At 71.6% G+C, this 22,170-nt stretch carries 17 protein-coding genes; 9 read left to right on the forward strand and 8 right to left on the reverse strand.

Translation table 11 applies throughout. The annotated features are described in order from the left end of the window. Nucleotides 1-17 precede the first annotated feature (17 nt). The gene (gene treZ, locus ACFUNE_RS23350) at nt 18-1,778 is read right to left on the reverse strand and encodes a malto-oligosyltrehalose trehalohydrolase (RefSeq protein ID WP_383571253.1); all 1,761 of its coding nucleotides are present in this window, start codon (nt 1,776-1,778) and stop codon (nt 18-20) included. A gap of 203 nt (nt 1,779-1,981) precedes the next feature. Between treZ and ACFUNE_RS23355 the strand changes: the two genes are divergently transcribed. After that, nucleotides 1,982-3,376, forward strand: coding sequence for a GH1 family beta-glucosidase (locus ACFUNE_RS23355; protein WP_383571256.1), 1,395 nt, complete (start codon nt 1,982-1,984; stop codon nt 3,374-3,376). A gap of 122 nt (nt 3,377-3,498) precedes the next feature. Then, nucleotides 3,499-4,065 (forward strand): FHA domain-containing protein, encoded by a 567-nt coding sequence (locus tag ACFUNE_RS23360; RefSeq protein WP_383571259.1) that lies wholly within the window; start codon nt 3,499-3,501, stop codon nt 4,063-4,065. A 141-nt stretch (nt 4,066-4,206) separates the two neighbouring features. Here the strand turns inward: ACFUNE_RS23360 and ACFUNE_RS23365 are convergent, their stop codons facing one another. After that, nucleotides 4,207-6,102, reverse strand: a complete 1,896-nt coding sequence (locus ACFUNE_RS23365) for an RICIN domain-containing protein (RefSeq protein WP_383571262.1) — start codon at nt 6,100-6,102, stop codon at nt 4,207-4,209. A 237-nt stretch (nt 6,103-6,339) separates the two neighbouring features. On the opposite strand from ACFUNE_RS23365, the gene ACFUNE_RS23370 reads away from it, so the two are divergent. After that, a complete protein-coding gene (locus tag ACFUNE_RS23370; RefSeq protein WP_383571265.1) occupies nt 6,340-6,999 on the forward strand; it encodes a TetR/AcrR family transcriptional regulator in 660 nt (219 codons plus the stop codon). 23 nt (nt 7,000-7,022) lie between these two features. On the opposite strand, the gene treY is transcribed toward ACFUNE_RS23370, so the two are convergent. Next, entirely contained in the window at nt 7,023-9,422 is a 2,400-nt protein-coding gene (treY, locus tag ACFUNE_RS23375; RefSeq protein ID WP_383571268.1) for a malto-oligosyltrehalose synthase, read from the reverse strand. Between the two features lie 40 nt (nt 9,423-9,462). Continuing rightward, nucleotides 9,463-11,619 carry a glycogen debranching protein GlgX gene (gene glgX, locus ACFUNE_RS23380; protein WP_383571271.1) on the reverse strand — a complete coding sequence of 719 codons (2,157 nt, stop codon included), beginning with the start codon at nt 11,617-11,619 and terminating at the stop codon, nt 9,463-9,465. Nucleotides 11,620-11,999: 380 nt separating this feature from the next. Between glgX and ACFUNE_RS23385 the strand changes: the two genes are divergently transcribed. Together ACFUNE_RS23385 and ACFUNE_RS23390 are read left to right on the forward strand one after the other, a co-directional pair. Further along, entirely contained in the window at nt 12,000-13,232 is a 1,233-nt protein-coding gene (locus ACFUNE_RS23385) for an SAV2148 family HEPN domain-containing protein (RefSeq protein ID WP_203183260.1), read from the forward strand. 78 nt (nt 13,233-13,310) lie between these two features. Further along, nucleotides 13,311-14,045, forward strand: coding sequence for a 3'-5' exonuclease (locus ACFUNE_RS23390; protein WP_383571274.1), 735 nt, complete (start codon nt 13,311-13,313; stop codon nt 14,043-14,045). 9 nt (nt 14,046-14,054) lie between these two features. On the opposite strand, the gene ACFUNE_RS23395 is transcribed toward ACFUNE_RS23390, so the two are convergent. The 3 genes from ACFUNE_RS23395 to ACFUNE_RS23405 all read right to left on the reverse strand — a co-directional run bounded on the left by ACFUNE_RS23395 (nt 14,055) and on the right by ACFUNE_RS23405 (nt 16,165). After that, the gene (locus ACFUNE_RS23395) at nt 14,055-14,408 is read right to left on the reverse strand and encodes a DUF4333 domain-containing protein (RefSeq protein WP_383571277.1); all 354 of its coding nucleotides are present in this window, start codon (nt 14,406-14,408) and stop codon (nt 14,055-14,057) included. A 199-nt stretch (nt 14,409-14,607) separates the two neighbouring features. Continuing rightward, a complete protein-coding gene (locus ACFUNE_RS23400) occupies nt 14,608-15,120 on the reverse strand; it encodes a hypothetical protein (protein WP_383571280.1) in 513 nt (170 codons plus the stop codon). 178 nt (nt 15,121-15,298) lie between these two features. Continuing rightward, nucleotides 15,299-16,165, reverse strand: coding sequence for a phosphotransferase (locus ACFUNE_RS23405; RefSeq protein ID WP_383571283.1), 867 nt, complete (start codon nt 16,163-16,165; stop codon nt 15,299-15,301). A 125-nt stretch (nt 16,166-16,290) separates the two neighbouring features. Between ACFUNE_RS23405 and ACFUNE_RS23410 the strand changes: the two genes are divergently transcribed. The 4 genes from ACFUNE_RS23410 to mgt all read left to right on the forward strand — a co-directional run bounded on the left by ACFUNE_RS23410 (nt 16,291) and on the right by mgt (nt 20,632). Continuing rightward, a complete protein-coding gene (locus ACFUNE_RS23410) occupies nt 16,291-17,229 on the forward strand; it encodes a carbohydrate ABC transporter permease (RefSeq protein WP_383571286.1) in 939 nt (312 codons plus the stop codon). Then, nucleotides 17,226-18,065, forward strand: a complete 840-nt coding sequence (locus tag ACFUNE_RS23415; RefSeq protein ID WP_383571289.1) for a carbohydrate ABC transporter permease — start codon at nt 17,226-17,228, stop codon at nt 18,063-18,065. Before ACFUNE_RS23410 ends, ACFUNE_RS23415 begins: the two co-directional genes overlap by 4 nt. Then, on the forward strand, nt 18,065-19,363 hold the full coding sequence (locus ACFUNE_RS23420; RefSeq protein WP_383571292.1) for an ABC transporter substrate-binding protein: 1,299 nt from the start codon (nt 18,065-18,067) through the stop codon (nt 19,361-19,363). Before ACFUNE_RS23415 ends, ACFUNE_RS23420 begins: the two co-directional genes overlap by 1 nt. 66 nt (nt 19,364-19,429) lie before the next feature. Then, entirely contained in the window at nt 19,430-20,632 is a 1,203-nt protein-coding gene (mgt, locus tag ACFUNE_RS23425; protein WP_383571295.1) for a macrolide-inactivating glycosyltransferase, read from the forward strand. Here mgt and ACFUNE_RS23430 read toward each other — a convergent pair. Next, entirely contained in the window at nt 20,604-22,127 is a 1,524-nt protein-coding gene (locus ACFUNE_RS23430; RefSeq protein WP_383571297.1) for a polysaccharide deacetylase family protein, read from the reverse strand. The genes mgt and ACFUNE_RS23430 overlap by 29 nt on opposite strands. Nucleotides 22,128-22,170: the final 43 nt, after the last annotated feature.

Raw genomic sequence — 22,170 nt, forward strand, 5'->3', positions numbered from 1 at the left:
GCCGCAGGGCCGGGCGGTCAGTCGTCGGCGAGCACCACGCACGACTCCGGCGGCAGATGCAGCACCCCGTCGGCACCCGGGGCCTCGACGGGCTCCCAGGCGGCCAGCACGCGCCCCCCGCTCGCCCGGTGCCGGCCCGCGCCCAGCGGGATGGCGGCGGGCTTCCCGGAGAGGTTGACCGCGATCCGCAGATCGCCCCGCCGGTAGGCGATCCAGCGGGCCTCCTCGTCGTACGCCGTCCTGACCGAGGCCAGGTCCGGGTCGGAGAGGTCCGGCAGCGCGTGGCGCAGGGCGATCAGCTCGCGGTACCAGGCGCGCAGCCGGGCGTGCGGCTCACGCTCCGGTTCGCTCCAGTCGAGGCAGGAGCGGGCGCGGGTGGCCGGGTCCTGCGGGTCCGGGATGTCCTCCTCCGCCCAGCCGTGCGCGCCGAACTCCCGCCGTCTGCCGTCGCGCACGGCCCGGGCGAGCTCCGGGTCGGTGTGGTCGGTGAAGAACTGCCACGGGGTGCGGGCGCCCCACTCCTCGCCCATGAAGAGCATCGGGGTGAACGGTCCGGTGAGCACGAGCGCCGCCGCGCACGCCTGGAGCCCGGGGGAGAGACCGGCGGCGAGCCTGTCGCCGAGGGCGCGGTTGCCGATCTGGTCGTGCGTCTGGGCGTAGCCGACGAAGCGGTGGGCGGGTGTCCGGGTGGCGTCGACGGGGCGGCCGTGCGTGCGGCCACGGAAGCTGGAGTACGTGCCGTTGTGGAAGAAGGCACTGGTCACGGTCTTGGCGAGGGCGCCGAGCGGGGCCGCCGCGAAGTCGGCGTAGTAGCCCTGGGACTCGCCGGTGAGCGCGGTGTGCAGGGCGTGGTGGAAGTCGTCGTTCCACTGGGCGTGGAGCCCGATGCCGCCTTCCGTGCGCGGGGTGGTCGTACGCGGGTCGCAGAGGTCGGACTCCGCGACGAGTCCGAGCGGCCGGCCGAGCTCCGAGGCCAGGGCGTCGACCGCGGTGGAGAGCTCCTCCAGGAAGGTGAGCGCCCGGCCGTCGGCCAGCGCGTGGACGGCGTCCAGGCGCAGACCGTCCAGCCGGTAGTCCCGGAGCCAGGCGAGCGCGCTGCCCAGCAGATAGGCACGCACCTCGTCCGATCCGGGGGCGTCGAGGTTCACGGCCGATCCCCAGGGCGTGTGGTGCGTGTCCGTGAAGTACGGGCCGAAGGCCGGGAGGTAGTTGCCCGAGGGGCCCAGATGGTTGTGGACCACGTCCAGGAGGACCGCGAGCCCCAGCCCGTGCGCCGCGTCGACGAACCGCTTCAGCCCCTCGGGGCCTCCGTACGGCTCGTGCACCGCCCAGAGCGACACCCCTTCGTACCCCCACCCGTGCGTGCCCGGGAAAGGACAGACGGGCATCAGCTCCACATGGGTGATGCCGAGGTCCACCAGGTGGCCGAGGTGCCCGGCCGCGGCGTCGAAGGTGCCCGCCTCCGTGAACGTGCCGACGTGCAGCTCGTACAGGACCGCACCGGGCAGTCCGCGCCCCGCCCAGGTGGTGCGCCAGGCGTACGCCCCGTGGTCCACGACCGCGCTCTCGCCGTCGGGGCCGTCCGGCTGGCGGCGGGAGCGCGGGTCTGGCAGGACGGGCCCGTCGTCGAGCGAGAAGCCGTAGCGGTCGCCGTCCGCCGCCTCGGCCTCCACCGTCCACCATCCGGCGCGCCCCGGGGCGTGCTCCATCGGACGGCGCCCGCCCGCCGTGCACAGCACGGCCGACCCGGCCTCGGGGGCCCACACCTCGAACTGCATTCAGCACTCCTCGTCCATGAACCTGACGCCTCGCCGGAGGCCTCATGATCGGCGGAATTCGCACGCGCGGCCCCGGGACACTGGAGCGAGCCCGCAACTGGCGATTAGGGTCTGGTCCTGATCATTGCCCTGCCGGGTTCTGCTCATTCGCTGGGAACCCGGGCAGTCATACAAGGTCCCTCTTACGGCTGCTGGAGGCCGAGATGACCGTGCCGCCCTTCCCACCCGGCTTCCTCTGGGGAGCCTCCGCCTCCGCTTTCCAGACGGAAGGCGCCTTCGACACGGACGGCAAGGGACCGTCCGGCTGGGACGCCTTCGCCGCGCAGCCCGGCAGGATCAAGGACGGCACCGACACCAGGCGCGGCACCGGCTTCCACGAGCACTACCGCGAGGACGTCGCCCTGCTCGCCGGGCTCGGCGCGGACGCCTTCCGCTTCTCCATCAGCTGGCCCCGGGTGGTGCCCGGCGGCAGCGGCTCGCTCAACCCCGCCGGACTGGACTTCTACGACCGGCTCGTCGACGAGCTCTGCGAACACGGCATCACCCCCGCTCCCACGCTCTACCACTGGGACACCCCGCTCCCGCTGGACGAGGCCGGCGGCTGGCTCAACCGGGACACGGCCTACCGCTTCGCCGAGTACGCGGGCATCGTCGCCGAGCGCCTCGCCGACCGCGTCCCCATGTGGATCACCATCAACGAACCGGCCGAGGTGACGATGCTCGGCTACGCGCTCGGCGAGCACGCCCCGGGCCGCACCCTGCTCTTCGACGCGCTGCCGGCCGCCCACCACCAGCTCCTCGCCCACGGGCTGGCCGTACGGGCGCTGCGCGCCGCCGGTGCGGGCAACATCGGCATCGCCCTCTCGCACACCCCTGTCTGGACGGCGGGGGACTCCGACGAGGACCGCATGGGCGCGGAGATCTACGACACCCTGACCAACTGGCTGTTCGCGGACCCCGTCCTCACCGGCCGCTATCCCGACGAGGGGTTCGCCGCTCTGATGCCCGGTCCGGTCGAGGACGACCTCAAGATCATCTCTGCCCCCCTGGACTGGTACGGCGTCAACTACTACAACCCGACCCTCGTCGGCGCGCCCCGGCCCGAGGCGCTCGACTCCTTCTCCGGGTACTCCATGCCCGCCGGACTCCCCTTCGGGATCCGGGAGATCGAGGGGTACGCCACCACCGACTTCGGCTGGCCCGTCGTGCCCCAGGGGCTGGCCGAGACACTCGGGCAGCTCCGGGACCGCTTCGGCGACCGGCTGCCGCCCGTCTACATCACGGAGAACGGCTGCGCGGTCGACGAGCCCGTCGCCGACGGCCGCCGCATCGCCTTCCTGGAGGGGCACCTGGAGGCGCTGCGTACGGCCATCGACGCCGGCGTCGACGTGCGGGGCTACTTCACCTGGTCACTGACCGACAACGTCGAATGGACGGAGGGGGCCAGCAAGCGGTTCGGTCTGGTCCACATCGACTACGAGACCCTGCGGCGCACCCCCAAGGAGTCCTATGCCTGGTACCGCGACGTGATCCGCGCGCAGCGGACCGGCGGCACGCACGGGGCGGCGCTCACATCAGGTGAACACGCTCCTGGATGACGCGGTGCCCGGGCCCGGGCGAACGCGGCGGTGCGGCATTTCTCCGGTGCCGTGCAGGTCAGAGCGACCGGAAACGGGCATCGTCTGGACACCCCGGGCATCTCGGCCCGACAATCGGTCCTGTGACGTCCTCCTTCGAGCACTACACGTACCCCGCGCGGCTCTCGGACGCCGAGCGCGACCGTGTTCTCGGTGTGCTCAGAGACGGCGCCGCGCAGGGAAAGCTCTCCCACGACACGTTCCTGCGCCGCATGGAACTGGCCCTGACCGCACGGCGTTCCGATGAGCTGAAAGCGCTCACCTCGGACCTGGAGCCCGATGGGCGCTGGTCCCGCGGCCTGTTCCGCGCGGTGGGAGGAGTCTCCGCCTTCCCGGCGCGCGTCCGCAGGGCGTGGCAGTCCGAGCGGCTGCCCAGACTCCTGCTCCCCATGCCCGGCCCGCACCCGCTGCGCATCGGCCGGGACCCGGGCAACGGGCTCCGGCTCAGCCACGAGACGGTGTCGCGGCTGCACGCCGAACTGACCGCGCACGGGAGCCGGTGGGTCCTGCGCGACCTCGGCTCGACGAACGGCACCTGCGTCAACGGCCAGCGGGTCGTCGGCTCGGTCGTGGTACGCGAGGGGGACCAGGTGAGCTTCGGCCGGATGACCTTCCGGCTCACCGCCTCGCTCCCCGCGCCCCCGGCCTGAGACCGGGGGCCGTCCGCGCCCGTCCCGCCCGCGGACGAGGCGCCCCTCCTCAGCCGCGGGCGTACGCCCTGTGCGCCGGAGCTCGTGCGGGCCCGGCCCGGTGGACCGGGGCCCCGCACGAGCCGGTCACAGGACGGTCGGTCAACCGCCCAGGGTGAACGCCTGGGCGGGGGAACCGTCGCAGGGCTGCTGCGAGAGTCTGGCGCCGTTCGCTGCGGAGGAGCCGTCCACGGTCAGGCACTTGCCGCTGTGGCGGGCGGCGAAGCGGTACTGTCCGCCGGTGCCGACGGACTCGGGCTTCCACTGCTGGTTGCTTACGCCCTCGTAGGACCACAGGTGGACCCTGGCGCCGTTGCCGGTGGCACCGGGGCCGCCGTCGACGTCCCACGCCCTGGCGTTGTGCCGGTTGACGACCTGGTAGGTGCCGTCGCCGGTGGGGCGGAACTGCCAGCTCTGGTTGGCGCCGGTGCCGCAGGCCCACTGCTGGAGCGCGGTGCCGTTGGCGGTGCCCCAGTCGGCGGCGTCCAGGCAGGCGCCGCTGTTGCTGTTCCTCACCCGGTACCAGGCGCTCGGGTCGATCGAGCCGGCGGGCGGTTCGGTGGTGGAGCCGGTTCCGTCCCACACGAAGGTGGCGACCGCCCCGGCGGGGAGGGTGTAGGCGAGGGACTTGCCGTTGTCGGTCAGTGAGAGCCGCTGGGGGCCGGCGGAGGTGTTGACCACGTAGGCGGCGCGGCTGCCGTCCGGGTTCTGGAAGGCGACGTTCTGCACCCCGCCGCCGCCCTGGCTGGTGGAGCCGATGCGGGTGGCCCCGGCCTTGACGAACTTGGTGACGTGGCCGAGGACGTAGTACTCGGCGTTGCGGCTGACACTGCCGTTCGCGATGTCGACGATGCCGTTGCAGCGCGTACCGCAGCCGCCCTGGTGGGGCCCGCCGTTCTGGTCGAGGGCGAGGTTCCAGTTGATGACTGTCTCGCCTCCGTTGCGCATGTTCTGCACGACGAGGTTCTCCGCGTGCCACCGCAGGGTGTCGGCGAAGGTCGTCGCCGGGTCGGCGCTGTCGGTGCCCGAGCACTCGGTGAAGAAGACGCGCTTGCCCGCGCCGACGACCTGTTGCTGGGCCGAGGGAGCTCCGCCGTAGCAGTGGAAGGCCGCACCGATCACCCGGTTGATGCCCTGGGTGCCGTTGAAGACCTCGATCGGATAGTTGGGGTGGTCCCAGTTGTGGTCGTAGGCCAGCAGGTTGGTGGGGAGGCCGGCCGCGGTGAGGGTGCGGTCGAGGACCTTGAAGAAGTCCGCCTGCTGGCCCGACGTCATGGTCATCGAGGGATAACCGGCCGCGAACTCCGGCTCGTTCTGGACGGTGAGGTCGGTCAGACCGATGCCTTCCTGGCCGTACGCGCGGACGGCCTTGACCAGGTAGTCGGCGTAGGCCTGGTAGCTCTCGGTCTTCAGGCTGCCGCCGATGAGCGAGTTGTTGGTCTTCATCCAGGCGGGCGGGGACCAGGGGGAGCCCATGAAGCGGATGGCGGGGTTGATGCCGGTGGCCTGCTTCAGGACCGGGAGGATCTCGGTCCTGTCGCGGTCGATGGAGAAGGCGCCCCGGGAGTCCTCGTAGCTGTGGAAGCCGCCGGCGGCGTTGAAGTCGGAGTCGCCCAGGGGCTGGCGCAGGTAGTTGAGGCCGATGCCGTCGGTGGGGGAGAACAGCGACCTCATCAGCTCGTCGCGCTTGTCCTGGGGGAGGCTCCTGATGAGGTGCGCGGACGCTCCGGTCACCGAGGCGCCGGCACCGGTGAACTTCTGGCCCTTGCTGCCGCTGTCGATACGTATGTCGACGGCCTGGGGCGTGGCGGTGAAGGGGATGCTGCCGTCGGCGGCCAGCTTCCTGCCGCCGTCCGGCGTGGTGATCCAGACCTGGGCCGTGGGGTCGGCGGCCTGGGCGGCGCCCGAGCCGGACAGACCGAGGGCGGTGACGGCCAGAGCCAGGGCGGCGCCCACGGCTCCGGTTCTCCGACGGCGGGCGGGACTGAATGGTGACATGGTGCGGCTCCTTCGGTTCGTACCGGTGCGGGGGTGCGCACGGGGCCGGCGGCCCTCGGTCCCACTTCGGGCCGGTGCCGACGCCGCTGAACAAATGCCGTTACACGAGGGGGAGTTGAGATGTCGTCGCATATGAAAGCACACTCACTGAGTGGTTAGTAAGTGATGTGAGTCACACATCGATGGTCGTGTGAGGAGCCCGGCGCCCCGACAGGTGAGCGGGATTAGGCTGCGCGGGTGAGTAACCCTTCAGCGCGCAGACCCGCCCACACGGCCCGGCCCCGCACCCCGCGCAGTGCGGAGGCCAAGCAGCGACAGCAGCGCATCCTGCACATCGCGATGGACACCTTCGGTGCCCGCGGCTACAACAACGCCTCGCTCGCCGAGATCGCGGAGCAGGCCGGTCTGACCCAGGCGGGCGTCCTGCACTACTTCCGCTCCAAGGCGCTCCTGCTCACCAGCGTCCTGGAACTGCGCGACCAGACGGACATCGAGCAGCTGGGTGCCGACCGGCCCCAGGGCCTCGACTTCCTGCGCCACCTGGTGGACACCGCGCTGCGCAACGCCGAGCGGGAAGGCATCGTGCGGCTGTACGCCGTGCTGTCGGCCGAGTCCGTCACCGACGCCCACCCCGCCCAGTCCTACTTCCGCGACCGGTACAGCGGGCTGCGCGCATTCGTCACCGACGCGCTGATGGAAGCCTGCGACCTGCCTGCCGACCGTGCGGACCGGGCCGGGACCGCGGCCAACGCCGTCATCGCGGTCATGGACGGCCTTCAGGTGCAGTGGCTGCTGTCACCTGAGGACGTGGACATGGCAGCCTCGACCGACCTCGTGGTCAGCTCGCTGCTGACCACCCTCGCTCCCCACCGGTTCGGTCCCGCCGGGGAGCGCTGAGCCGCAGGCGGCACCCGCCTCTCTCACCCCCGGCCGGGAACGGCCCCCGCCCTGGCGAGGAGCGCCACCGGCCGATCGGCGAAGAGGTCCGCCACGCCGACCACGGATCCGGTGAACTCCCGTCCGGACGAGAGGAGATCGGTCCACGGCCCCTCGTCGGGCAGCTTCAGCTCCGTGTCGCGCCAGCCGCCCTCCTCGTCGAGGCGCAGGGCCAGCCGGGTCACCGCCGTGACCACCTCACCGGACCGGCAGAAGGCCAGGCAGTGCGCGGCCGCCGGGCCCCGCGCCGCCAACGGGGCGTAGGTGCCCGACTCACCGAAGAGCTCCGGGCGCTCCCGGCGCAGGCGCAGCGCGGCCGTGGTCAGGGCCGCCTTCTCGTCGTCCCCTCCGTGCGGCCGGCTGAACGGCCTCCTGTTGTCCGGGTCGACCAGCGCGATGTACTCCCGTTCCGTGCCCTGGTACAGATCGGGTACGCCGGGCATCGTCAGGTGCACCAGCGCTCCACCCAGCACGTTGGCCCGTACGAAGGGGGTGAGCGTGTCCGCGAACCTGGTCAGCATCGACCGCGCCTCGCCTGCGTCGCCGCCCGGACCGGCAGCCACGAAGTCGGTCACCGCCCGCTCGTACGCCGGGTCCGGCTCCGTCCAACTGGTGTGGAGACCCGCCTCGCGCACGGACTTCAGCAGCGCGGGCTCCAGCCTCCCCGCCATCTCACCGGCGGGCAGCCCCGCGCAGCCGAACGCCGACTGCCAGGCCTGCCAGGCCAGCTGGGGATCCGGGGCGGGGGCGGAAGCCGCCCTGGCCAGCCGCGCCACCAGCGAGGACCACCGCTCGGGACACTCGGACAGGACCGCGATCCGGGCCCGGACGTCCCCGCTGCGTTTGGTGTCGTGCGTGGTCAGCACCGTGCCGGTGGCCGGCCAGTCCCGCGCGATGCGTGCGCAGAAGGCGTGGAACTCCTCCGGGCTCACCGCCGGCTGCCCCGGGTCGCCGCCCACCTCGGTCGCGGAGATCAGCGGCACGTAGCGGTAGAACGCCGTGTCCTCGACCGACTTGGCGTGCAGCGCGGAGGCCGTCTGCGCGAACCGGGCACAGAACGCCTCGTGCTCCGGTCCGTCCCCGAGCCTGCCCAGCGCGAGGTCCCGCACCACGTCGACGGCGGCCGCCTCCTCGGAGACGGAGAACACCGCCTTGGCATCCCGGACCGCCTCCGCCGGAAGCGTCGACTCCGCGATCTCCGTGAGCGGGCCGCCCGCCGTCACGTACGGCCGGTAGACGGGGACCCGCACCAACAGCTCGCGCACCGCCGTGTGCAGCGCCCACGGCGCGTGGTCGTGCAGCGCCGGATCGCCCGCGCACGCCTCGACGGCGAGGCGGGTCAGCCACTCCGTCTCGGCCGCCAGCTCATGGGTGACGACGCGGTACGCGGCACGGCGGACCGTCGCGGTCCAGTAGCCGCCGCGGTCCCCGGGAGGGCCGGCGAATTCCCGGTAGCGGCCCAGCAGGTCCGCCGCGCCCATCGGGTCGGTGAACAGGCCGTCGATCCGGTGCAGGGCGTCGTACCCGGTCGTCCCGGCGACCGCCCAGCCGGCCGGCAGGGCCTCGGACCCGGTGAGGATCTTCTCGACCACGGTCCACCGCCCGCCCGTGGCGTCGCCGAGCCGCGCGAGGTACGCGGCGGGGTCGGCCAGGCCGTCCGGGTGGTCGATGCGCAGCCCGTCGAGGACCCCGTCACGGACCAGTTCGAGGATCTTGCCGTGCGTCGCCGAGAAGACCTCGGGGTGCTCCACCCGGACACCGATCAGATCCGAGATGGTGAAGAACCGCCGGTAGTTCAGCTCCGTCCTCGCCAGCCGCCACCAGGCGAGCCGGTAGTGCTGCGCGGCCAGCAGCTCCGTGATCGGGAGCCCTGCCGTGCCCTCCCGCAGGGGGAACTCCAGGTCGCCGTGGCGCAGTACGGGTGTGCCGTCGTCCCGGGTGCCCGTCTCGAAGCCGCCGCTCTCCTCGCCGACCCGCCCCGCGAGCACGGGCAGCAGCACCTTCCCGCCGCCCGCCGCCCAGTCGATGTCGAACCAGCGGGCGTACGGGGACTCCGGGCCCTCCCGCAGCACTTCCCACAACGGCAGGTTGTGCCGGGGCGCGGCGGCCATGTGGTTCGGCACGATGTCCAGGATCAGCCCGAGGCCGTGGGCGCGCGCCGTCCGGGCCAGCTCCCGAAGGCCCTCCTCGCCCCCGAACTCGGCCCGCACCGTGCTGTGGTCGACGACGTCGTAGCCGTGCCCGGAACCGGGCACGGCCTCCAGGACGGGAGACAGGTGCAGATGGGAGACGCCGAGCTCGGCGATATACGGCACGGCGTCCGCGGCGGCGGCGAACGGGAAGTCCGGTTGGAGCTGCAGCCGGTACGTGGCGGTGGGCGTCATGGGTTCGTACGTACCCAACCGTGCCCGTCACTCCATCGGTCTACGCCGGACGCTTGAGCACCGTCAGGCTGCGCCCGAGCAGGGTCACCCGCTCACCCGCCGACACCTTGGGCCCCGCGCCGGGCGGCACCCCGTCCGGGATCGCCGTGTCCACGACGACCTGCCACTGCTTGCCGTGGTTCATCGGGACGGCGAATTCCAGGGACTCCGCGCCCGCGTTGAACATGAGCAGGAACGAGTCGTCGGCGATCCGCTCACCGCGCGGGCCCGGCTCGGAGATCGCGTGGCCGTTCAGGAAGACCGTCATCGCCTTGGCGTGCGCGGCCTGCCAGTCCCGCTGGGTCATCTCCTCGCCCCTGGGGGTGAACCACGCGATGTCGGACAGCTCGTCGTGCGTGCCCTCCACCGGTCGGCCGTGGAAGAAGCGCCTGCGCCGGAAGACCGGGTGGTCGCGGCGGAGCCAGACCATCGACCGGGTGAACTCCAGCAGGCTCGTGTCCGTGCCGCCCCCTTCCCCCTCGCCGTCGTCGGTGCGTGCGGCAGCATCCGGATCGGGCCAGTGGACCCAGGAGAGCTCGTTGTCCTGGCAGTAGCCGTTGTTGTTGCCCCGCTGGGTGCGGGCGAACTCGTCGCCGTGGCTCAGCATGGGCACGCCCTGGGAGAGCATCAGCGTGGCGATGAAGTTGCGCATCTGACGGCTGCGCAGCTCCAGGATCTCCTTGTCCTCGGTCTCACCCTCCGCCCCGCAGTTCCACGAGCGGTTGTGGCTCTCGCCGTCCCGGTTGCCCTCGCCGTTGGCGTCGTTGCGCTTGTCGTTGTACGAGACGAGGTCGTGCAGCGTGAAACCGTCGTGGCAGGTGGTGAAGTTGATCGAGGCGAGCGGACGCCGGCCGTCGTCCTGGTAGAGGTCCGAGGAGCCCGTGAGGCGCCCGGCGAACTCCGCGAGGGTGCGGGGCTCACCCCGCCACAGGTCCCGCACCGTGTCCCGGTACTTGCCGTTCCACTCGGTCCACAGCGGCGGGAAGTTCCCCACCTGGTAGCCGCCCTCGCCCACGTCCCAGGGCTCGGCGATCAGCTTCACCTGGCTCACCACCGGGTCCTGCTGCACCAGGTCGAAGAAGGAGGACAGCCGGTCGACCTCGTGGAACTGGCGGGCGAGCGTCGCCGCCAGGTCGAAGCGGAAACCGTCCACATGCATCTCGGTCACCCAGTACCGCAGGGAGTCCATGATCATCTGCAGGACGTGCGGGGACCGCATCAGCAGGGAGTTCCCTGTCCCCGTGGTGTCCATGTAGTACTTCTGGTCGTCGGCCAGGCGGTAGTACGAGGCGTTGTCCAGACCCCGGAAGGAGAGGGTCGGACCGAGGTGGTTGCCCTCCGCCGTGTGGTTGTAGACCACGTCGAGGATGACCTCGATGCCCGCCTGGTGCAGCGCCTTCACCGCCTGCTTGAACTCCAGCACCTGCTCGCCCCGGTCGCCCCAGGAGGCGTAGGCGTTGTGCGGGGCGAAGAAGCCGATGGTGTTGTAGCCCCAGTAGTTGGCCAGACCGGCGTCGGCGAGACGGTGGTCCTGGACGAACTGGTGCACCGGCATGAGCTCGACCGCGGTGACGCCGAGTTCTGTCAGATGGGCGATGATCTCGGGATGCGCGAGCCCCGCGTAGGTGCCGCGGAGCTCCTCGGGCAGGCCCGGGTGAAGCATCGTCAGGCCCTTCACGTGGGCCTCGTAGATCACCGTGCGGTGGTAGTCGGTACGCGGGCGGCGGTCGTCACCCCAGTCGAAGTAGGGGTTGACCACGACCGAGCTCATGGTGTGCGGGGCCGAGTCGAGGTCGTTGCGCTCGTCCGGCTTGCCGAAGGGGTAGCCGTACACCGCCTCGCCCCACTGGATCTGCCCCGAGATCGCACGTGCGTACGGGTCGAGGAGCAGTTTCGCCGAATTGCAGCGCTGCCCGTGCTGCGGCTCGTAGGGTCCGTGCACCCGGAAGCCGTACCGCTGCCCCGGCATCACCCCGGGCAGATAGGCGTGACGGACGAAGGCGTCGGTCTCGCGGAGTTCCACCGCCGTTTCTGAACCGTCGTCGTGCAGCAGGCACAACTCGATTCGGTCGGCGGCCTCCGAGAAGACCGCGAAGTTGGTTCCGGCGCCGTCGTACGTGGCGCCGAGCGGATACGCGTGTCCCGGCCAGACCTGCATAGATAGGACTCTTCCACTTCTGATCCGGGTGCTGGGTGATTTCGACCCGATACTCCCCGAAAGACGGTCCTGTACCTAGTACGTCGGCCGGTGCGGCCGGGTCCCGTCGACGCGGTCCCACCGGGCCGGTCAACCTGGGACACCTCGGTGTCGCCCGGACAGGCGTCACGGGCCTCCCGACAGCTCCTCCGTCCGGTATGCGGCATGCGAGAGGGTGAACAATCGCTATGAACCATCTCACTCCACCCGATCTCACCGCAAGGAACGGGCCTGCGACATAGGGGAGTTGAGTAAGGAGCCTGTGCATCCGGCTGCACCGGCTCCCGCTGCCGGAGTACCCTTCCTTGATCGTTGGTGGGGGAGTGGAAGGCGGTACACGGGTGAGCTCGGGAGGATTCGAGCTGCCCCCAGGTGACGCAGGTCACGAGGGGGAATCGACCGATGCCCCGCCGGGCGCTGTCTCCCTCGCGCAGCCCATGGAGATCGGTGCTGAGCTGGACTGGGGAGCGGACGCCTGGAACGAGGTCCGCACACGGGCCCAGCGGGCGGGGCGTGCGTACATCTGGCTGAATCTCGTGGAACAGCGGCTGCGCGCCGTGGTCTCCGCCGTGATCCGGCCGATCTACGAGCCGGTGCACGGCGAGGACTGGGTGGTGGCCGCCGCGGGGCCCGCCGGCCAGGAGTGGGTGCAGCGCGCCGTCGCGGTCCGGGAGGTCTCGCGCCGCAAGGGCTATCTGCTCGACCCGGCCGACGACAACGTCCTGAGCTTCCTGACGCTGCCGCAACTGCGCGAGCTGATGGTCCAGCACTGGCCGTGCTTCGAGCCGTACTTCGACGACCGCCGCGAGGTGGAGCTCGCCCTGGACGAGCTGGAGGTCGCGCGCAACGTCGTCTCCCGCAACCGCGCGCTGAACGAGGCGGTCCTGGCGCAGGCCGAGCGGGCCTCCGCACGGCTCCTGGAGATCCTCGGCAGCGGTGCCGCGGTCCCGTCCGCCGACCGGCTGCCCGTGGACGCGGTGGAGGAGCTGGTCGGCGACCGCTACGCCGACGTCGTCTCCGTCCATCCGGACCGGGTGCGGCTGCAGCGCCAGCTGCCCGCCGAGGACCTGTTCGGCGGTGCGCGCCGGCTGGACGCGATCGGCATAGGGCTCAACCTCCTCACGCAGAACTTCTCGGGGCGCCGCCTGGTCCGCCTCGCCGAGTCGGGGTGCCGCGTCCGGCTGCTGTTCATCAACCCCGCGAGCAGCGCGGTGAAACGGCGCGAGCGCGAACTGGGTCTCAAGAAGGGCGAACTGAGCCGCTCCGTGGAGATGAACATCCTCCACATGCGCCGGGTCCGCTCCAAGCTCCGCGACCCGGGCGCCTTCCAGATCCACGTCTTCGACGAGACACCGCGCTTCACCGCCTACCTGGTGGACGGCGACGGGTCCGACGCGGTCGGGGTCGTCCAGCCGTATCTCCGGCGCGCACGCGGCATGGAGGCACCCGTGCTGGTGCTGCGCGGCGGAGGGCGTGCGGTGGTCAGGGCGGGGCAGGACAGTGAGCACGGCCTCTTCGAGACGTACCGCGAGGAGTTCGAGTCGGTCTGGACGGACTCCCGGCCCGTCTCCTGACGCCTCTTCCCGCGTTGTCAGTGGTGCGTGCGAAGGTGGTCGTCACTTGGGGGAAAGCACCACAGGAGGAGGTACGGGATGAGCTGGATGAGCGGGCCGCTGCTGGCGTTCGACCTGGAGACCACGGGCACGGACGTCGAGACCGACCGGATCGTGACGGCAGCGGTCGTCCGGCTGGAAGCGGACGGATCCGTCTCGGAGGAGCGGACCTGGCTGCTGGATCCCGGTGTGGCCATACCGGAACAGGCCTCGGCGATCCACGGCATCTCGACGGACCGCGCCCGCGAGCACGGCCTGCCGGCCGCCGCGGCGATCGAGGAGATCACCCGGGCGGTCGCCGAAGGGCTGCGCTCGGGCACGCCCCTGGTGGTGATGAACGCACGCTACGACCTGTCGCTGCTCGACCGTGAGTGCCGGAGGTACGGGGTCGAGTCGGTCAGCGAGAGGCTGGGTGACGCGCCTTCGCCCGTCATCGATCCGCTCGTGATCGACAAGCACGTCGACAAGTACCGCAAGGGGAAGCGGGCCCTCCACGCGCTGTGCGCCCACTACGGGGTGTCGCTCGAGGACGCCCACGACGCGAGGGCGGACGCCTTGGCCGCCGCCCTCGTGGTGCGGCGCATGGGGGAGAGGCACCAGCCCGTCGGCGTGATGCCGCTGGACGACCTGCACGGTCTTCAGGTGCACGCGGCCGCCGAGCAGTCGCTCTCCCTGCAGGCCTACCTACGGCGCACCGCGGACCCGGCGGCCGTCGTCGAGCCCGCCTGGCCGCTCATCCCCCGGAGGCGGGAGCCGGCGGGCGGAAGGGGCTGATCCGGGGCATCAGTCGGGAGCCGGCGATGCCGTCTCGTCGGCCTTGATGTCGAAGTTGATCTGCTCTCCCTCGACCGAGCTGACGGTGACCGTCACACCGAGGGTGCTGCCGTCGTCCGCCGTGAGCTTGCACCGGGTCTTGGTGCCGACCCTCCCGGCGAGGTCCTCGGGGCAGCTGATGTCCGGCTTCGGCCGGCCCGTCGTCCGGGCGAGCTTCTCGGAGACCGTGGTGGCCAGCTTCTCCGCCGACAGCTTCGGCTCGGAGGTTCCGACGTTGACCGACGCCGAGCAGCCGGCGAGCAGCGCACCTGCGGTCACGGCCGTGAGACTCCACTTCACCGCGGTCGAGCGGGATATGGCCATGGGGGCTCCAATTCCGAATGATCAAGGAGGACGCCGGTAGCCTACGTGGCGCCGTGCGCCGGAGATCCTGCCGGAAGGAGCCGGACAGCGTACGGCAGCAGGTGGGGGCCATGCCGGGAAGATCCCTGTCAGGGCGGACGGGTCCGGCAAGCGGTGGGGGAAGTCGCGGGCCGACACGCCTCGTCGGGCCCCGTCGACGTCAGAGTTTACCGAAGATCACTCCACGCCAGGTCCAGCCCGACGTGAGAGCGGCGTTCCGCAGGGGTTCGGTGAGCTGCGCGCTGTCGAAGCTGAACGTCTCCGTCGCCTCGAGGCGCCCGCTCTCCCCGCGCTTGAGCGTGTAGCGGCGGGAGACGGTCCTGCCCGCGCCGCGCGAGTACTCCGCCGACGTCCGGAAGCGCGGGGGGTTACCGACGCGGGTCAACTCCCACTGCTCCTCCACGGCGCGTACCTCAGAGCCCTCTTCGGCCAGGCGCATACGGATCCGGATGGCATGCGTCAGCTGGGAGGAGAGGAAGAAGTTCTGCCACGCGGGTTCGGCGATCCGCCACTCCGCGACCAGGTCGGCGTCGTACTCCGCCCCGTCGCGGACGACGTACGGGACATCCGGGCTGTTGAGCCCGAGGAGGGTGGTCCGCACCTCCTCGGCCGGGCGCGTCTCGACGTCGTCCTCGGGGCGCCTGGTTCCGGTCAGCGTGTCGAAGAGTCCCATGAGGTCAACCTATGAGGGGTCGGATTGCCGGTGCAAGGCAGGCGGTCTCCGTGCGACCCGTCACGGGGTCCCGCCGGTGTCCGGGCGGACCGTGCGCACGAAGTCCCGTAAGTGCGCCGCACGGGGGAGTGTGCGATTCACCTGGTGGAGGTCTCGCTCTCCTCCTGCGCAGGCCTGTTCAGAAGGGGTACCAGCGCACCTCGGAGTCGTCCTCGCGCAGTGAGGCGACCCTGCGCCGGAATTCCGCCAGGGCCTTCGGGTTCTCCGGTGCGTGCTGGGAGACCCAGGCGCAGCTCGCCGTCTCGCGCGCGCCGCGCAACACCGCGCACCCTTCCCAGGTGCGCACGTCCCATCCGTACGCCTCGGTGAACGCGTCGTAGGCGGGGGCGGGCAGGCCGTACCGGTCGCGGGAGAGGGCGAGGACCACCAGGTCGTGTTCGCGCAGATCCGCGGAGAAGGTCTCCAGGTCGACCAGCACCGGACCGTCCGGGCCGACGTGGACGTTGCGGGGCAGCGCGTCGCCGTGGACGGGCCCCGGTGCCAGATGCGGGGCAAGGGCCGCCGCGGCCTTCGCGAAGCCGTCGCGCCGGCCTCGCAGGTAGTCGGCGTCGGCGGGATCGATCGCGTCGCCGGCGAGCCGCAGCCACCGCTCGACACCGCCGAGCAGCTCGCGGCGCGGCAGCGTGAAGTCCTCCGGGGCGGGGAGCGCGTGCACCTGGGTGAGCAGCGGGGCCAGATCGCGCGGTTCGGACGGCCGCACGGCCTCGGGCAACCTGTGCCACAGGGTCACCGGATGCCCCTCCACGAGGCGGGCCAGGGGTTCGGCGGCCTGTACCGCGGGTACGCCCGAGGCTGCGAGCCACCGGGCGACGGCCACCTCGCGCTCGGCACGCTCCCGCAGCTCCGGGTGGTGGGTCGCGTCCCGGCCGACCTTGGCCACCACGTCGCCGACGGCGAACACCGCGTTCTCGCCCAGCGCGAGGAGCTCCGCGCCACCGGGCAGTCCGGCGGCCGTCAGTACCTCGCGCGCGCGCATTTCGTCCATGGCCCGATTTTCTCATCCCCGCAGGCCACCTTGACGAACGGGCGACCCGTCAGCACGATGACGGGGGCCGCCCGGGCGGCCATAGGGGAATGAAACCGATCCAATCAGGTAAAGGGGTCGAATTCATGACACTGGCGACCGCGACGGCGCGGTCCGGGCGAAAAGCCCCTCGGAGTCGACGGGGTGAAGGCCGCCCACGGGACGGATCGGCCTGGTTCCTGGTGCTGCCGGCACTGATCCCGATCCTGATCCTGAGTGTCGGCCCCCTGCTGTACGGCATCGCGCTGGCCTTCACCGACGCGCAGTCGGGCCGCACCCGCTCCACCCAGTGGATCGGTGTCCTCAACTTCCAGGACCTCCTGCACGACACCCTCTTCTGGGACTCGTTCCGGATCGGTCTGCTGTGGGCGGTCGGGGTCACGGTGCCGCAGTTCGTGCTCGCCCTCGGCCTCGCCTTGCTGCTCGACGCGAACCTGCGGATGCGCTGGCTCGCCAGGGCGCTGGCGATCATCCCCTGGGCCATGCCCGAGGTCGTCGTCGGGATCATGTGGCGCCTGGTCTACAACCCCGACGCCGGCATCCTCAACGAGACCGTCCGCGACCTCGGGCTCGGTGACGGCAGGGACTGGCTGACCGGACTCGCCACCGCGCTGCCCGCGGTGATAGTCGTCGGCGTCTGGGCCGGTATGCCGCAGACCACCGTGGCGCTGCTGGCGGGCCTGCAGAACACCCCGCACGAACTCCACGAGGCGGCCGCCCTCGACGGCGCGGGAGCCTGGCGCCGTTTCCGTACGGTCACCTGGCCCGCCATCAGGCCCGTGGCCCTCGCCATCAGCGCCCTCAACTTCATCTGGAACTTCAACTCCTTCGCCCTGGTCTACGTCCTGACCAGCGGCGGACCGGGCGGCCGCACCCGGCTGCCCATGCTCTTCGCCTACGAAGAGGCCTTCCGGTACGGACAGTTCGGATACGCCGCCGCGATGGGCTGCGTGATGGTCGCCGTCATCTCGGTGCTTCTCGCCCTCTACCTCGCCGGCCGGCTCAGGGGAGGCGAGGACGCATGAGCCTCCGTACGGGCAGAACCGCACGCGCCGGGCAGTACGCCGCCCTCCTGTGCTACCTCGTCTTCCTGGCGTTCCCCTTCCTCTGGCTGATCTCCACCGCCTTCAAGCCGGCCCGTGAGCTGGGCTCGCTGCACCCCACGTGGATTCCCGAGGACCCGACGCTGGACAACTTCCGGCAGGCCTTCGACGAGCAGCCGCTGCTCCGGGCGGCGGCCAACTCGCTCACCGCCGCGCTCTGCGCCGCCCTGATCGCCGTCGTCATCGCCACGCCCATGGCCTATGTGATGGCGCGCCACCGGGGCAGGCTCTCCACGGCCGCCACCGGGTGGGTCGTGGTCAGCCAGGCGTTCCCCTTCGTCCTGGTGATCATTCCGCTGTTCCTGGTCCTCAAGCACCTGCATCTGATCAACTCGCTGTGGGGGCTGATCCTGGTGTACGTCGTCTGGTCGCTGCCCTTCGCGCTCTGGATGCTCGCCGGGTACGTGAGGGCCGTCCCGCCCGAACTGGAGGAGGCCGCAGCGGTGGACGGCGCCGGGAGGGCGCGCATCCTCGTGTCGGTCGTCGCGCCGCTGCTGGCCCCCGGGATCGTCGCCACCGCACTCTTCGCGTTCATCACCGCATGGAACGAGTTCTTCTTCGCGCTCGTCCTGCTCAAGACACCGGAGAAGCAGACCTTGCCGGTCGTACTCACCCACTTCCTCGGCGCGGAGGGCGTGGCCGACCTCGGACCGCTCGCCGCCGCCGCCTTCCTCGCGACCCTTCCCTCGCTCGTGCTCTTCGCGGTCATCCAGAAGCGCATCACGGGCGGTCTGACGGCCGGGGCGGTGAAGCACTGATGCCCCGCCGCCTCACCGCGACGGCCGCCGCGCTGACCGCGCTCGTCCTCCTGCTGGCCGGCTGCTCGGGGGAGGGCGACCGCGGCACGGACGCGGACGGCACGATCCGGCTCAGCTTCCAGTCGCTCGCCTGGCAGAAGGAGTCCGTCGACGCCAACAAGCAGCTCGTGCGCGAGTGGAACGCCGCTCACCCGGACGTCCAGGTGGACTACGTCCAGGGCAGCTGGGACAACGTCCACGACCAGCTGCTCACCTCCTTCGAGGGCGGAGAGGCGCCCGACATCATCCACGACGCCTCCGACGACCTCGCCGACTTCGCCTGCGGGGGATACCTCGCCGATCTGCGGACCCTGCTGCCCGAGCGGCTGACCGGGGACATCCCGCGGCGGTCCTGGGAGACGACCACCTTCGGCGACGGCGTCTACGGCGTCCCGTTCCTCCAGGAACCCAAGGTCCTGATCGCCAACACGGAGATCCTCGAGTCCTCGGGCGTACGGATCCCGACCCCGGAGAAACCCTGGAGCTGGCCCGAGTTCCGGAAGGTCACCGCGAAGCTGACCAAGAAGGGCACCTACGGGGTGGCCTGGCCCCTCAAGGAGCCGGTCTCCGTCACGCTCAACCTCGGCCTGTCCGCGGGCGGGCAGCTCTTCCACCGCGGTGCGGACGGCAAGGTGACCATCCGCTTCGACGAGGGCGACGGGGTCATGCCCGGAACCGTCCGGGACCAGGTCGGCGCGGACGGCAGTGCGGCGCGTTCGGCGCTCGGCATGGGGGGTTCGGACACGCTCCCGGGCTTCTTCGGCGGCAAGTACGCCATGGTCCCGCTGGGCTTCTCCTACCGCCAGCAGGTCGTCGAGCAGGCGCCCGAGGGCTTCGGGTGGACGGTGCTGCCCGCCCCGGCCGGCAGCGGTGGGCTCGCCCAGGGCGTCAGCCCGCAGACCCTCTCGGTCGCCGAGGACAGCCCGCACAAGAAGGAGGCCGTGCGGTTCATCGACTTCCTGCTGCGCCCCGCGAACATGGTGCGGCTTGCCAGGGGGGACTGGATGCTGCCGACCGGCACCGAGGCGCTGGCCGATCCCGCGCTGCACACCGAGGAGAACGGCTGGGCGGCGGGCACCGCCCTCGCCCGGGACCTGCGCCCCGCCCCCGCGCAGTCGGTCCGCGGCTATCCCGAGTGGAAGGACAAGGTCGCCACGCCCGCGCTGCAGGAGTACTACAGCGGGGCCATCGACACCGAGGAGCTGAAGAAACGCCTGGTCGACGACGGGAACCGGGTTCTGGCCCGCTATCAGCGCTGATCCGGTCGCGGCACCGGAACCGGAAAATGGCTGGACGAGACGTATCGTCTCGCTTACGGTGGTGGCATGACAGCGACCCCGCGTGCCCACATCGCCATGTTCTCCATCGCCGCCCACGGGCACGTGAACCCGAGCCTCGAAGTGATCCGGGAGCTCGTCGCCCGTGGGCACCGTGTCAGTTACGCCATTCCGGCCTCGTTCGCCGGGACGGTCGCCGCCACCGGTGCCGAGCCGGTGATCTACACCTCGGTACTGCCCACCGCCGACAACCCGGAGGAGTGGGGGACCGAACTCATCGACAACATCGAGCCGTTCCTGAGGGACGCCGTCCAGGCCCTGCCGCAGCTCGCCGACGCCTTCGAGGGGGACGAGCCGGACCTCGTCCTGCACGACATCACCTCCTACCCGGCCCGCGTCCTCGCCCACCGGTGGGGCGTGCCGGCCGTCCAGCTCTGGCCCAACCTGGTCCCGTGGGAGGGGTACGAGAAGGAGGTGGGGGACCCCGCGACCGCCGGCCTGAAGCAGACCGAACGGGGCCGGGCGTACTACGCGCGCTTCGCGGCCTGGCTCTCCGAGAACGGTCTGGGCGACCTCTCGTCGGACGACTTCGTGGCCCGCCCGCGCCGCGGCCTGGTGCTGATCCCCGAGGCCCTCCAGCCGAACGCCGACCGGGTGGACCACGACAGGTTCACCTTCGTCGGCGCCTGCCAGGGCGAGCGGTCCGACCAGGGCGAGTGGAAGCGGCCGGCCGACGCCGAGAAGGTCCTCCTGGTCTCCCTCGGATCCTCGTACACCGACGAGCCCGCCTTCTACCGCGCGTGCGTCGAGGCGTTCGGCGGTCTCCCGGGCTGGCACGTGGTGCTGCAGATCGGCACGCACGTCGACCCCCGCGCACTCGGGGACGTGCCGGACAACGTCGAGGTGCACTCCTGGGTCCCGCAGCTGTCCGTGCTGAAGCAGGCGGACGCCTTCATCACCCATGCCGGCGCGGGCGGCAGCCAGGAAGGGCTCGCCACCGGCACGCCGATGGTCGCGGTCCCGCAGGCCGTCGACCAGTTCGGCAACGCCGACATGCTCCAGTCGCTCGGTGTGGCCCGGCACCTGCCGAAGGAGGAGGCCGACGCCGCGTCCCTGCGCGCCGCCGTCCTCGCCCTGACGGGCGACCCCGACGTCGCGGCCCGGCTGGCACGGATCCGGGAGCGGATGGCGGGCGAGGGCGGCACGGCGCGGGCGGCCGACCTCATCGAGGCCGAACTGCCAGTGAGGTGAAGCGTGGCCAGGCGCCGCCGGGGCCGCCGTTGCGCACGCTCACGCGGAGACCTCCGGTCGCGTCGCCCCCGGCAGCGCGCACGGCCTGCTCGATCCGCGTCCTGCCGTCCACGACGGCCACGGTCCGGTCCTCCTCCACGGTGATGCGCACCCGGTGCCCGGCGGAGTCGTTCAGCCTGCGGCGGGCGGTCTCGTGCCAGCGGCCGCCCCGGAACTCCAGCAGACGCACGTAGCTGTAGCTGAGTCCGACCGCGACGGGGGCGAGACTGCCGTCGCGCACGATCAGACGGACGTTGTTCCGGGCGTCGCGCAGCCCGCCGGCCCTGGCGTCCACGGTGTAGCCGCTCCAGTCGGCAGAACTCTCCGGCCGGTACGCGGCAGCGATGTACCCCGTGGCGCGGGGGTAGGGCCCGGCGCCGGTGAACACCCCCACTCCGGTGGTGCCGGCACGGTCCTCGTGCTGCCAGAGCGCCGGCTGTGTGAGAGGGGCGGGGCACGCGGCCGGGGTGACGGCCGTCCAGCGTTCGACGTCGGCCATGAGGTCCCCGACCGCGGTGCCCGCGGTGATCTCCACCCGTCGTACCTCACGGGCCTCCGCCGCCCTCCGTCCGGCCGGAAGCGGCCGGGCGGAGCTGTTGGTCAGGGCCGCGGCGAACCGCGACGCGAGCGCCGCACGCAGGATCCGGTTGGTCGGCCCCACCGAGATGTGTCCGTCCGCCTCGGAGAACGGATAGGCGAACAGGTCGGGCGCGGGGAGGCCGTGGCGGGTGATGTCGTCGTTCGCCCGGTCGAGATCCGCCTCCACGCGCCGCCGGTACTCCCGCTCCGACTCGCGCCGCTCCTCGCCGGGCAGCCACAGCCGGCCGGCGAGGACGGAGGACCTGCGGCCCGACGCGTCCACGGCCGCACGGCGGTGCAGGTCGCGGGTGTGGTTCTGGAAGTCCCAGCGCCCCGACCGGTGCATCCGGCCGACCTCGTCCCAGGAGAGGTAGTACGGGCGGTGGCTCCCGACCGCGCGGGTGATGAGGAAGGCGGCCGCCCGCATGCGGTACTTGGCCAGGATGCGGTCGGCGTGCACCCAGAGGCCGTGCGTCCCGTCGTCGAAGGTCAGGAAGACCGAACGGGGGCCGGGTGCCGGCCCCCCTCGGAGGTACGCGACGAACTCCTCGGAGCCCAGGGTGCGGTAGCCGGCCGCGGAGAGGGCGGCCAGCTGTGCGTCGAACGCCTCGGGGGTGACCGTGTAGCGGCTGCGGCTGCGATGGTCCCGGGCGATGTCGTGGTACGCCAGCACGACGGGGGCGGTGCCACGTGCCCGCCGTCCCGCGGGGGTGCCGCCCACGGCCGCGGCCCCGCCGGACCGCGAACCGGGAGGGGCCTCCTGGGCGGTCACCGCCCTGCGGGACTCCTCGTAGCGCCAGGCGCCGTAGAAGGGTACGCAGACCATCGTCAGGGCCAGCAGCCCGAGCAGCGCCCGCTTGGGTGCGGAGTGGGTCACGGAAGGGTCCCCCGGGAGAGCACGAGAAGGTACACGGCGATGA

Origin of the sequence: Streptomyces sp. NPDC057287 (assembly GCF_042667905.1) — a bacterium.
Lineage (GTDB): Bacteria > Actinomycetota > Actinomycetes > Streptomycetales > Streptomycetaceae > Streptomyces.